Consider the following 11,697-nt stretch of genomic DNA (forward strand, 5'->3'; position numbering starts at 1 on the left):
GCAATTATATGCAACCTGGCAGGCAGAACAAAAAATTAATCGTGGCTGAGGAGAAAATGACGGGCCAGCAGGGCGGCGGTGAAATTCTTCTTCAGGTAGAAGCCGCGCGGCAGCGTGAGAATCGGCTCACCGCGGGCGCCAATCGCCTCGGTTAACGCTTTGCTGTTGGCGGCTTTCGGGCGCAGCTGCAGCACCTCGCCATGACGGGCGGTGATGCGTTCCACCTGGCCGAGCACGATCAGATCCATCAGCTCCTCCCAGTCCATTCGCAGCTGGCGATCCTCTTCTTCATTGGGGCTCCACAGCAGCGGGGCGCCGACGCGGCGTTCCGCCAGCGGAATGGCGCGATCCCCTTCCACCGGCACCCACAGGACGCGTTTGAGCTTATGGCGCACGTGACTGCTCTCCCAGGTCACGCCGCTGTTACCCGTGAGTGGGGCGACGCAAACAAAGGTGGTTTCCAGCGGACGGCCCTGGCTATCGACAGGAATGGTCTTCAGCTCGACGCCCAGCGCGGCGAAATCCTGCTCGGGTTTACTTCCGGCGCTGGCGCCCAGCCAAATCTCCAGCAGAATACCGATCCATCCTTTATCGCGTTTTAAATCGCGAGGAATGGGAATCCCCGCCAGCGCCGCCAGCTCGCCCAGCGAGTAGCCTGCCAGCCCCTGCGCCTGGGCCAGGAGCTGCTGCTGGGTTTGCGGTGGGGACGTTAACGGCGCGATGGCGGGCATACGGTAAAACCTCTGGTTAAAAAATGAACGGTAATTCAGTGCGTTGTGGATAGAGTTTACCTTTTCCTGGGTAACTATGACAATTTGATGATTCGTATGGGTTTTTTTTCATTTTTTTGTCGTTATGAAAAGAGTGATACCGGGTTTTCCAGAACTGGTCACTGGCAATGAACAGGATCTTACACCATGTTATCCACAGAAAAATGGGATAACTGGGGAAAAGCGGCACTACTGTTTCCATTTACAGCCTTGACGTGCGACGAAAATCGAATTTTTAGACAAAATGTGCCCAGTGAACTCGGATAATCTGTGGATAAAATCGACATTGTTCGATCTTTCATCAGTTCCAGGATCGCATATGTGATGATCATCACGTTTAACTGTAATTATTGAAAGATATATGTGCTAACATCATGAATATAATGCCATTATCAAATTATGTTATTCGTAAGCACTTCGGACTACTCTGGGTTTTCCCGGGGTAATTCCATACTTCTTCACAACTCTATCCACAGAAAAAGTGAATAAAATGGGGTCTCGATCGCTTTCGTTGTTTATAACTCTGCTGATTACTGTGAGTTATTCAAATGTTATTCGATCGCACAGTGACAACAGAGTGGTTTACCGTTTACAGCGAGTGTGAAACAATCATTCACATTGAAGATTATTTTGAGGTAGTCCGGTGATTGATGACGATGGCTACCGCCCAAATGTCGGTATTGTAATCTGTAATCGCCAGGGCCAGGTTATGTGGGCCAGGCGCTATGGTCAGCACTCGTGGCAGTTCCCGCAAGGGGGCATTAATCCAGGGGAATCAGCCGAGCAGGCAATGTATCGGGAATTGTTCGAAGAGGTTGGGTTAAGTCGTAAAGATGTGCGAATCCTGGCCTCAACCCGTAACTGGCTGCGTTACAAGTTGCCTAAACGTTTGGTGCGTTGGGACACAAAGCCGGTTTGTATCGGCCAGAAACAGAAGTGGTTTCTCCTGCAGTTGATCGGCAGCGATGCGGAAATCAATATGCAAACCAGTAGTACACCTGAGTTTGATGGTTGGCGCTGGGTAAGTTACTGGTACCCGGTTCGTCAGGTGGTGTCGTTTAAGCGCGACGTGTACCGCCGGGTGATGAAAGAGTTTGCCAGCGTGACCATGTCGCTGGCGGAAAGTGCACCTAAACCGCAAAGCGCGCCTGCTTATCGACGTAAAAGAGGTTAAGCCACGCATATTATGCTCACTCGGTTACGAGAAATCGTCGAGAAGGTCGCGAGTGCGCCGCGTTTAAACGAGGCGCTGGATATCCTGGTCACCGATATCTGCAAAGCGATGGAAACGGAAGTTTGTTCGGTTTACCTGGCCGATCACGACCGACGATGTTATTACCTTATGGCCACTCGCGGGCTGAAAAAACCTCGCGGGCGTACCGTCGCGCTCGCGTTTGACGAAGGCCTCGTTGGCCTGGTCGGGCGCCTTGCGGAGCCTATCAACCTTGCCGATGCGCAAAAACACCCCAGCTTTAAATATATTCCTGCCGTCAAAGAGGATCGCTTCCGCGCCTTTCTTGGCGTCCCGATTATCCAGCGGCGTCAGCTGCTTGGTGTGCTGGTGGTGCAGCAGCGTGAGCTGCGTCAGTTTGATGAAAGCGAAGAGTCGTTTCTCGTCACCCTGGCGACGCAAATGGCCGCTATTCTTTCCCAGTCTCAGCTGACCGCGCTGTTTGGCCAGTATCGACAGACGCGTATTCGCGCGCTGCCCGCCTCCTCCGGGGTGGCTATTGCCGAAGGCTGGATGGACATCAGTCTGCCGCTCATGGAGCAGGTGTATGAGGCATCAACGCTTGATACCGCTTCCGAACGCGAACGATTGACCGGTGCGCTGGAAGAGGCGGCGAACGAGTTTCGACGCTACAGTAAGCGCTATGCCGCCGGGGCGCAAAAAGAGACCTCGGCGATCTTCGATCTCTATTCACACCTCTTGTCCGACGCGCGTCTGCGTCGCGAGCTGTTTGCCGAAGTCGACAAAGGCGCGGTGGCAGAATGGGCGGTGAAAAAGATCATCGAGAAGTTCGCCGAACAGTTTGCCGCGTTAAGCGACGGGTACCTGAAAGAACGGGCCGGCGATTTGCGTACGCTGGGTCAGCGTCTGCTTTTCCATCTCGATGATACGATTCAGGGGCCTAACACCTGGCCGGCGCGTATTGTGCTGGTGGCCGACGAGCTGTCAGCGACGACGCTGGCAGAAGTTCCGCAGGACAGGCTGGCGGGCGTTGTCGTCCGCGATGGCGCAGCGAACTCCCATGCCGCCATTATGGTGCGGGCGCTGGGGATCCCGACGGTTATGGGGGCCGATATTCAGCCTTCGCTGCTCCACGGCCACATGCTGGTGGTGGATGGCTACCGCGGCGAACTGCTGGTCGACCCGGAACCGGCGCTGCTGCAAGAATATCAGCGTCTGGTCAGCGAAGAGAACGAACTCAGCCGGCTGGCGGAAGACGATCTGGAACACACTTCCGAGCTGAAAAGCGGCGAGCGGGTGAAGGTCATGCTGAACGCTGGCCTGAGCCTGGAACATGAAGAAAAACTCGGCAACTTTATCGACGGCATCGGCCTGTACCGCACGGAAATCCCGTTTATGCTGCAAAGCGGTTTCCCGTCGGAAGAGGAGCAGGTCGCCCAGTATCAGGGCATGCTGCAGATGTTTAATGAAAAGCCCGTGACCCTGCGTACGCTGGATATCGGCGCCGATAAACAGCTGCCGTATATGCCGATCAGCGAAGAGAACCCGTGCCTCGGCTGGCGCGGTATCCGCATTACTCTCGATCAGCCGGAAATATTTCTCATCCAGGTGCGCGCCATGCTGCGTGCCAATGCCGCCACCGGCAATCTGAGTATTTTACTGCCGATGGTGACCAGTCTTGATGAGGTCGATGAGGCGCGTCGCCTGATCGATCGCGCCAGCCGTGAAGTCGAAGAGATGATTGGCTACGCTATTCCTCGCCCGCGTCTTGGCGTGATGCTGGAAGTGCCTTCGATGGTCTTTATGCTGCCGAATCTCGCCAGTCGCGTCGATTTTATCTCGGTAGGGACCAATGACCTGACTCAGTATATCCTCGCCGTCGATCGCAACAACACCCGGGTTGCCAGCATGTATGACAGCCTGCATCCCGCGGTGCTGCGGGCGCTGGCGATGATTGCGCATGATGCCGAACGTTTCGGTATTGATCTGCGGCTGTGCGGTGAAATGGCGGGCGATCCGATGTGCGTGACGATCCTGATTGGTCTTGGCTATCGCCATCTGTCCATGAACGGTCGTTCGGTGGCGAGGGTCAAATACCTGCTGCGACGGATCGATATTGCCGAAGCTCAGGAACTGTCGCGTCGCAGCCTTGAAGCGCAGATGGCCACCGAGGTTCGTCATCAGGTGGCGGCCTTCATGGAGCGACGCGGTCTGGGCGGCTTGATCCGCGGCGGCCGCTAGTGCATCTGCCCGGGTAAGGCTTTGAGGCCGTACCCCGGGCGTAGCGATTAACCTGCCGCGCGACGGCCGTTAGCATCCGTATACATATCTTTTACAACAACGGCACGGCCAGCGAATTAACCTTATGCTATTATTCGCCCCCTTGGAGCACCCGTATAGGTCGGGCGTGTATGATCACCGCTGTCCACTTTCGGCGGAATAACAAGTCTTTATGGTGACAGATGAATAGTGGCTACCTGCATTTTCCGGATTTTGATCCGGTCATATTTTCCGTTGGGCCGGTCTCCCTCCACTGGTACGGGATGATGTATCTGGTCGGGTTTGTTTTTGCGATGTGGCTAGCCACCCGTCGGGCCAACCGTCCGGGCAGCGGCTGGACCAAAAACGAAGTCGAAAACCTGCTGTATGCCGGGTTCCTTGGCGTTTTCCTCGGTGGCCGCATCGGCTACGTCCTGTTCTATAATCTGCCGGTTTTCCTGCAGGACCCGCTGTATCTGTTCCGCGTCTGGGACGGCGGCATGTCGTTCCACGGCGGCCTGATTGGCGTCATCCTCGTGATGATCATTTTTGCCAGACGCACCAAACGCACTTTCTTCCAGGTCTCCGATTTTATCGCCCCGCTGATCCCCTTTGGCCTCGGGGCGGGGCGTCTGGGCAACTTTATCAACGGTGAACTGTGGGGACGCGTCGATCCGAGCTTCCATTATTCGATGATTTTCCCCGGCTCGCGCGCGGAAGATCTGGCGCTGCTGCCGTCTCATCCGGAATGGCAATCGCTGTTTGATACCTACGGCGCACTGCCGCGTCACGCTTCGCAGCTATACGAACTGGCGCTGGAAGGGGTCGTCCTGTTCCTGATTCTGAACCTGTTTATCCGCAAACCGCGCCCGACCGGGTCGGTATCCGGTCTGTTCCTGATTGGCTACGGCCTGTTCCGTATTATCGTGGAATTCTTCCGCCAGCCAGACCAGCAGTTCACCGGCGAATGGGTACAGTACATCAGCATGGGGCAGATTCTTTCGATCCCAATGGTGCTTGCGGGTATCATTATGATGGTCTGGGCGTACCGTCGTCGTCCGCAGCAACAAACTTCTTGAGGAACCATGAAACAGTATCTTGATTTGATGCAGAAAGTGCTCGCCGAGGGCACGCAAAAAAATGACCGCACCGGTACCGGCACTCTCTCCATCTTCGGCCATCAGATGCGTTTTAACCTGCAGGAAGGCTTCCCGCTGGTGACGACCAAGCGCTGTCATTTACGCTCCATCATCCATGAACTGCTGTGGTTCCTCCAGGGTGACACCAACATCGCGTATCTGCATGAAAACAATGTCACTATCTGGGACGAGTGGGCAGATGAAAATGGCGATCTGGGGCCGGTTTACGGCAAACAGTGGCGTTCCTGGCCTGCGCCGGACGGCCGCCATATCGACCAGATCAGCACCGTGATGGAACAGCTGAAAAACGACCCGGATTCACGTCGCATCATCGTTTCGGCGTGGAACGTGGGCGAGCTGGATAAAATGGCGCTGGCGCCGTGTCACGCGTTTTTCCAGTTCTACGTCGCAGATGGCAAACTCTCCTGCCAGCTGTATCAGCGTTCCTGCGATGTGTTCCTCGGCCTGCCGTTTAACATCGCCAGCTATGCGCTGCTGGTGCACATGGTCGCCCAGCAGTGCGATCTGGAAGTCGGTGATTTTGTCTGGACCGGTGGGGATACTCACCTCTACAGCAACCACCTTGAACAGACGAATCTGCAGCTGAGCCGTGAACCGCGTCCACTGCCGAAGCTGGTCATCAAACGCAAACCGGCGTCGATTTTCGACTACCGTTTTGAAGATTTCGACATCGAAGGGTATGACCCGCATCCGGGCATTAAAGCGCCGGTGGCGATTTAATTCGCCCGGTACAGGATGTCGTAGAGAGATAAAAACCGGTGCCTGAGGCGCTAATGCTGGTCACTTAAAGGTGACCAGCTTTTTTTTTGCTTTATCGCAGGCAGGGCGATGCCGGTAAACGGTGGTTGGCGCGATGACCCCTTGCGTTCAAACCAGCGTAAAAACGACATCCCCGGCTTAACAACAATCTCCAGGACAGGCTCGCCTGCAGAAGTGTTGAAAACCTGACAGCGCCGGATAAAAATCGGCAATCTCTTTGAGATGACGGATTCTTACACCTTTGCCGGATCGGTCAGCCGCCCCTCAAACGATCGGCATTCGTACCTGAGGCGCCGGTTTTTTTTGCCTGCGCAAACACGCTCCCTGATTTTCTGCAATCGTCTGCAAACCTGATGTCTGGCTTCGACACGCCTCGTGAAAGGCTATTTTGCCCGTCGTCTCCGCGCCGTTTTTTCCCCATACTCGCGGGATGAACAGACAACGTGGCTACACCCTGATTGAAACCCTGATAACGCTGACGCTGGTACTTATCCTCAGCGCAGGGGGGCTGTATGGCTGGCAGAGCTGGCAGCAGCAACAGCGCTTATGGCAAACCGCCAGCCAGGTACGCGACTATCTGGTGCTGCTACGCGACGACGCCAACTGGCATAACCGCAACCGGCTGGTGAGCGTGGGGCAAAGCGGCGGCGGCTGGTGTCTGAGCGCCGAGGATGCGCTGGCTGAGTGTGCGACAGCAACGCCGTTTACGCTGCGGCCGCGCTGGCCGGAAGTGGCGCTCAGCCACATCACGCCGGGGTTAGGTTTTTACGGGTTGCGTAACAGCGCCTGGGCCGGGCATATCCGGCTGCAAAGCGCGGAGGGGAGCTGGAATATTATCGTATCTGGCTGGGGGCGAATTCGCCTGTGCCGCAACGAGGAGAACGCATCGTGCCTCTGATTCCCCGGGGTTTTTCGCTGGCCGAGACGCTTATCTCAATGGCCATCGGCGCGATTTTACTGATGGGCGCAGCGCGTTTTCTGCCTGCCCTGCAACGGCAGGCGCTGCGGCAGACGCAGCAGCAGTCGCTGGATAACGAACTCTGGCAGCGCGTATATACGGTAGCAAAACATCTCCAGCGGGCGGGCTATTGCGCCGGGCAGTGCGAAGGACAACCGTTGCTGATTGCCAGCGGGGGGCGCTGTGCGCTCGTCCGTTGGGATAGTAATAGCAACGGCGCGTGGGATGCCATGCCGGAAGCGACATCTGATGCGACAGGATTTCGTTTGAACAACGGGGCGCTGGAAACGCGGCGCGGTGCGACCAGCTGCAGCGACGGGGGATGGGAAAAAATGACGAATCCCGGCGCACTCAACGTGACCCATTTTCAGGTTACCCGCCAGGATATCGCCGGATTTGCTCCGGAGCTCAGCGTCACGCTGGCGGCGCACGCGGTTGCGGATCGCCGTATTTCGGCCCAGGCGGAATATCGCGTGACCGGGTATAACTTATGAACCGCCAACGGGGAGCCTCCTCCTTGCTGATGGTGCTTTTGCTGCTGGCGCTTGGCAGTATGTTATTGCAAGGGCTGAACCAGCAGCAGCGCTCTCTGCTGGCGCAAACCGCGGGTGAAACTCAGGCGATCCGCGAAACGGCTGGAGCGCACTCCGCGCTACAGTGGGGAAAAACTCTGGCGTGGACGGTACACGATGCCAACGCCTGCCGTGATTCTGCTGCCGAGGGTTGGCGCGTCTGCCTGCGCATTTTTGACGATGCCTCCGTCCTGTTAATCGCCAGCGGCGGTCGCATTTTGCTGTGGCAATCTGGTCGTATTGAAGAGGGCGTGGTGCGCTTTTCTCCCCACGGCTGGAGCGACTTTTGTCCACTAACGGAGGCGAATCTGTGTCGGATGCCGTGAACCATGAAAAAGGTTTTAGCCTGCCGGAAACGCTGCTGGCGATGACGTTACTGGTTATGGTGGTGACCGCCCTTGGCGGCTACCAGCGTGGGCTGGCCAATGGTTTTATCCAGTTAAATCAATATCGCCAGCTGTGGCGCGACGCGTGGCGCTATGGCCAGATGAACCCTCCGGAGACTCCACCCGGCGGGTCCGTTACCCGCTTGCAGACATCGGCGGCCAGATGTGTCAGCATCACGGTAACGATCACCATGCCCGTTGATAAACGGGTGCAGATGACCCGGCTGCATTGCCCGGTCAGTCAGTAGTCAGGAGCGAATATGTTAAGGGTGTACCACTCAAACCGTCTGGATGTTCTTGAAGCGTTGATGGAATTTATCGTCGAGCGCCAGCGGCTGGATGACCCTTTCAAACCGGAAATGGTGCTGGTGCAAAGTACCGGGATGGCGCAGTGGCTACAGATGACGCTGGCAAAACGGTTTGGTATTGCCGCCAATATCGACTTCCCGCTCCCGGCGAGCTTTATCTGGGATATGTTTGTCCGCGTATTGTCGGATATCCCCGGGGAAAGCGCCTTCAGTAAGCAGAGCATGAGCTGGAAACTGATGACCCTCCTGCCGCAGCGTCTTGACGATGAGGCTTTTACGCTGCTACGCCACTATCTCAGCGACGATAGCGACAAGCGCAAACTGTTTCAGCTGGCAGCCCGGGTCGCCGACCTCTATGACCAGTATCTGGTCTATCGCCCGGAGTGGCTGATGCGCTGGGAGGCAGATGAACGCGTCGATGGCCTCGGCGACGCCCAGCAGTGGCAGGCGCCGTTATGGAAGGCGCTGGTCGAACATACCGCTGCGCTGGGGCAGCCGCTCTGGCACCGCGCCAATCTGTACCAGCGCTTTATCAGCACGCTGGAAACGGCGGATGAACCTCCGGCCGGGTTGCCTTCGCGAGTTTTTATTTGCGGGATTTCGGCGCTGCCGCCGGTTTATCTGCAGGCGCTGCAGGCGCTGGGCAAGCACGTCGATGTGTATGTGCTGTTCACCAACCCCTGTCGTTACTACTGGGGCGATATAAAAGACCCGGCCTTTCTGGCGAAATTGATGTCACGCCAGCGCCGTCATCATCGTGAACCGCGCGAACTCCCGCTGTTTCGCGATAGCGGGCAGGCGCCGGGATTGTTTAACGATGCAGGGGAACAGGACGTCGGTAATCCGCTGCTCGCCTCCTGGGGGAAGCTGGGGCGTGACTATATCTATCTGCTGGCCGGGCTGGAACATTATGAAGAGCTGGACGCTTTTGTCGATATAACGCCGGATAATCTGCTGCATAATTTACAGGCGGATATCCTCGAACTGCGCAATGCCGCAGTGGCCGGGCGAAGCGCCGAAGAGTTTGCCCACAGCCACAGCAAACGCCCGCTTGCTCTGGACGATCGTAGCCTGACCCTCCACGTCTGCCATAGTCCGCAGCGTGAGGTCGAGGTGCTGCATGACCGGCTGCTGGCGATGCTGGAGGAGAATCCTGAACTGACGCCGCGCGATATTATCGTGATGGTGGCGGATATCGACAGCTACAGCCCTTACATTCAGGCGGTATTCGGCAGCGCCAGCGGCGAACGCTGGCTACCGTGGGCGATTTCCGACCGGCGCGCCACCGAATCGCATCCGGCTCTGCAGGCGTTTATTACGCTGCTTTCTCTGCCCGACAGCCGCTTTGCCAGCGAAGATGTCCTGGCTCTGCTTGATGTTCCGGTGCTCGCCGCGCGCTTTAACATTGACGAAGAGGGGCTGCGCTATCTGCGTCAGTGGGTTAATGAATCCGGCGTGCGCTGGGGAATGGATGACGATAATGTGCGCGAACTGGATCTCCCCGCCACCGGGCAACACACCTGGCGCTTTGGCCTCACGCGCATGCTGCTGGGCTATGCGATGGACAGCAGCCAGGGTGAGTGGCAGTCGGTCCTGCCCTATGATGAATCCAGCGGGCTGATCGCTGAGCTGGTTGGTAATCTGGCTTCGCTGCTGATGCAGCTTAACCTCTGGCGCCGGAAGCTGGTGCAGGAGCGTCCGCTGGCGGAATGGCTGCCGCTTTGTCGCGAACTGCTAAATGACTTTTTCCTGCCCGACGGCGACACCGAAGCGGCGCTGGCGCTGATTGAACAGCAATGGCAGGCGGTGATTGGCGAAGGAGCCCAGGCACAATATGAGCACTCCGTTCCTCTGTCTTTATTGCGCGATGAGCTGGCGCAGCGGCTGGACCAGCAGCGCATCAGCCAGCGCTTCCTCGCCGGACCGATCAACATCTGTACCCTGATGCCAATGCGCTCTATACCGTTCAAGGTGGTGTGCCTGCTGGGGATGAACGACGGCGTTTATCCGCGGACGCTGGCGCCGCTGGGCTTCGATTTAATGAGTCAGAAACCGCAGCGCGGCGACCGCAGCCGTCGCGATGATGACCGCTATCTGTTCCTGGAAGCGCTGATGTCCGCCGAACAGACATTGTATATCAGCTACATCGGGCGCTCGATTCAGGATAATAGCGAACGTTACCCTTCGGTGCTGGTGCAAGAACTGGCGGACTATATTGGCCAGAGCCACTGCCTGGCCGGGGATGAGGCGCTGGATTGTGACGCCAGTGAGCGACGGGTCAAAACACATATCACGCATCTGCATACGCGAATGCCCTTTGATGCGGCCAACTTCCGTGATGACGAATATCAGAGCTACGCCCGGGAGTGGCTGGCGGCTGCCAGCCAGCAGGGAGAGGCGCATAGCGACTTTATCCAGCCGCTGCCGGCGCCGGCTATCGAAACGCTGCCGTTTGAACAGCTGCTGCGATTCTGGCAACACCCGGTACGCGCCTTTTTTCAGCAGCGCCTGCGGGTCAACTTCCGTTCTGAAGAGAGTGACATTCCCGATGATGAGCCGTTCACCCTCGAAGGACTTAGCCGTTATCAACTGAACCAGCAGCTGCTGAATACGCTGATTGAACAACAGGATGCGTCGACGATGTACCGTCGCTTTCGCGCCGCGGGAGAGCTGCCCTTTGGTGCTTTTGGCGAGCTGGCCTGGGAGACGCAGCGTCAGGAGATGCAGAACCTTGCGGAGCGGGTCATTGCCAGCCGCCAGCCGGGGCAGAGTATGGAAATCGATCTGCAATGTAACGGAGTCAACATTACGGGGTGGCTACAGCAGGTACAATCTGACGGCCTGCTGCGCTGGCGACCGTCGCTGCTGAGCGTCGCACAGGGGATGCAACTTTGGCTGGAACACCTTGTCTACTGTGCTAGCGGCGGAACCGGTGAAAGCCGGCTGCTGGTGCGCAAAGAGGGCGAATGGCGTTTCCCGCCGCTGGCGCAGGAACAGGCCAAAGCGTACCTTGATCAGCTGGTAGAGGGTTACCTGCAAGGCATGTCCAGACCGCTGCTGTTACTGCCAGAAAGCGGCGGTGCATGGCTAAAAGTCTGTTATGACGCTGAAAAGGATGTCATGTTAACGGACGAAGAGACGCAACAAAAAGCGCGTAGCAAATTTCTTCAGGTCTATGAAGGTAATATGGTGGTCAGTGGCGAAGGGACGGATGTGTGGTATCAACGCCTCTGGCGCACGCTTGAACCGGCTTACTATGAAGAAATTATTACGCAAACACAGCGCTACCTGTTGCCGATATTTCGTTTCCATCAGCCCGAATAAATTTGTAAT

General features: G+C 57.0%; 10 protein-coding genes and 1 pseudogene. 9 read left to right on the forward strand and 2 right to left on the reverse strand.

Annotated features, from left to right (window positions below):
* Positions 1-35: 35 nt before the first annotated feature.
* Entirely contained in the window at positions 36-731 is a 696-nt protein-coding gene (gene mutH, locus Q1L34_RS04645) for a DNA mismatch repair endonuclease MutH (RefSeq protein ID WP_004867110.1), read from the reverse strand.
* A gap of 88 nt (positions 732-819) precedes the next feature.
* Positions 820-972: pseudogene (locus tag Q1L34_RS04650) on the reverse strand (hypothetical protein); the annotation flags it as partial.
* Positions 973-1,413: 441 nt separating this feature from the next.
* On the opposite strand from Q1L34_RS04650, the gene rppH reads away from it, so the two are divergent.
* The 9 genes from rppH to recC all read left to right on the forward strand — a co-directional run bounded on the left by rppH (position 1,414) and on the right by recC (position 11,688).
* A complete protein-coding gene (rppH, locus tag Q1L34_RS04655; protein WP_004867097.1) occupies positions 1,414-1,944 on the forward strand; it encodes an RNA pyrophosphohydrolase in 531 nt (176 codons plus the stop codon).
* Positions 1,945-1,956: 12 nt separating this feature from the next.
* On the forward strand, positions 1,957-4,203 hold the full coding sequence (gene ptsP, locus Q1L34_RS04660) for a phosphoenolpyruvate--protein phosphotransferase (RefSeq protein WP_004867094.1): 2,247 nt from the start codon (positions 1,957-1,959) through the stop codon (positions 4,201-4,203).
* 221 nt (positions 4,204-4,424) lie between these two features.
* On the forward strand, positions 4,425-5,300 hold the full coding sequence (gene lgt, locus Q1L34_RS04665; protein ID WP_004867092.1) for a prolipoprotein diacylglyceryl transferase: 876 nt from the start codon (positions 4,425-4,427) through the stop codon (positions 5,298-5,300).
* A 6-nt stretch (positions 5,301-5,306) separates the two neighbouring features.
* Positions 5,307-6,101, forward strand: coding sequence for a thymidylate synthase (gene thyA, locus Q1L34_RS04670; protein ID WP_004867088.1), 795 nt, complete (start codon positions 5,307-5,309; stop codon positions 6,099-6,101).
* Between the two features lie 469 nt (positions 6,102-6,570).
* A complete protein-coding gene (locus tag Q1L34_RS04675) occupies positions 6,571-7,038 on the forward strand; it encodes a prepilin peptidase-dependent protein (protein ID WP_015585839.1) in 468 nt (155 codons plus the stop codon).
* Positions 7,035-7,592 (forward strand): prepilin peptidase-dependent protein, encoded by a 558-nt coding sequence (locus Q1L34_RS04680; protein WP_228304442.1) that lies wholly within the window; start codon positions 7,035-7,037, stop codon positions 7,590-7,592. The genes Q1L34_RS04675 and Q1L34_RS04680 overlap by 4 nt, the downstream gene beginning before the upstream one ends.
* Entirely contained in the window at positions 7,589-7,996 is a 408-nt protein-coding gene (locus Q1L34_RS04685; RefSeq protein ID WP_015585841.1) for a DUF2509 family protein, read from the forward strand. The genes Q1L34_RS04680 and Q1L34_RS04685 overlap by 4 nt, the downstream gene beginning before the upstream one ends.
* Before the next feature lie 41 nt (positions 7,997-8,037).
* Positions 8,038-8,304, forward strand: a complete 267-nt coding sequence (locus tag Q1L34_RS04690; RefSeq protein ID WP_233471534.1) for a prepilin-type N-terminal cleavage/methylation domain-containing protein — start codon at positions 8,038-8,040, stop codon at positions 8,302-8,304.
* A gap of 12 nt (positions 8,305-8,316) precedes the next feature.
* Positions 8,317-11,688 carry an exodeoxyribonuclease V subunit gamma gene (gene recC / locus Q1L34_RS04695; protein ID WP_327204375.1) on the forward strand — a complete coding sequence of 1,124 codons (3,372 nt, stop codon included), beginning with the start codon at positions 8,317-8,319 and terminating at the stop codon, positions 11,686-11,688.
* The last annotated feature ends 9 nt before the right edge of the window (positions 11,689-11,697 follow it).

Source organism: Klebsiella ornithinolytica (assembly GCF_030505655.1).
GTDB classification, from domain to species: Bacteria; Pseudomonadota; Gammaproteobacteria; order Enterobacterales; family Enterobacteriaceae; genus Klebsiella; species Klebsiella ornithinolytica.

What these genes read in the sequence shown, in the direction of transcription:
- mutH (WP_004867110.1), bottom strand. Translation starts at nt 731, where the DNA reads ATGCCCGCCATCGCGCCGTTAACGTCCCCACCGCAAACCCAGCAGCAG.
- ptsP (WP_004867094.1), top strand. Translation starts at nt 1,957, where the DNA reads ATGCTCACTCGGTTACGAGAAATCGTCGAGAAGGTCGCGAGTGCGCCG.
- lgt (WP_004867092.1), top strand. Translation starts at nt 4,425, where the DNA reads ATGAATAGTGGCTACCTGCATTTTCCGGATTTTGATCCGGTCATATTT.
- thyA (WP_004867088.1), top strand. Translation starts at nt 5,307, where the DNA reads ATGAAACAGTATCTTGATTTGATGCAGAAAGTGCTCGCCGAGGGCACG.
- Q1L34_RS04675 (WP_015585839.1), top strand. Translation starts at nt 6,571, where the DNA reads ATGAACAGACAACGTGGCTACACCCTGATTGAAACCCTGATAACGCTG.
- Q1L34_RS04685 (WP_015585841.1), top strand. Translation starts at nt 7,589, where the DNA reads ATGAACCGCCAACGGGGAGCCTCCTCCTTGCTGATGGTGCTTTTGCTG.
- Q1L34_RS04690 (WP_233471534.1), top strand. Translation starts at nt 8,038, where the DNA reads ATGACGTTACTGGTTATGGTGGTGACCGCCCTTGGCGGCTACCAGCGT.
- recC (WP_327204375.1), top strand. Translation starts at nt 8,317, where the DNA reads ATGTTAAGGGTGTACCACTCAAACCGTCTGGATGTTCTTGAAGCGTTG.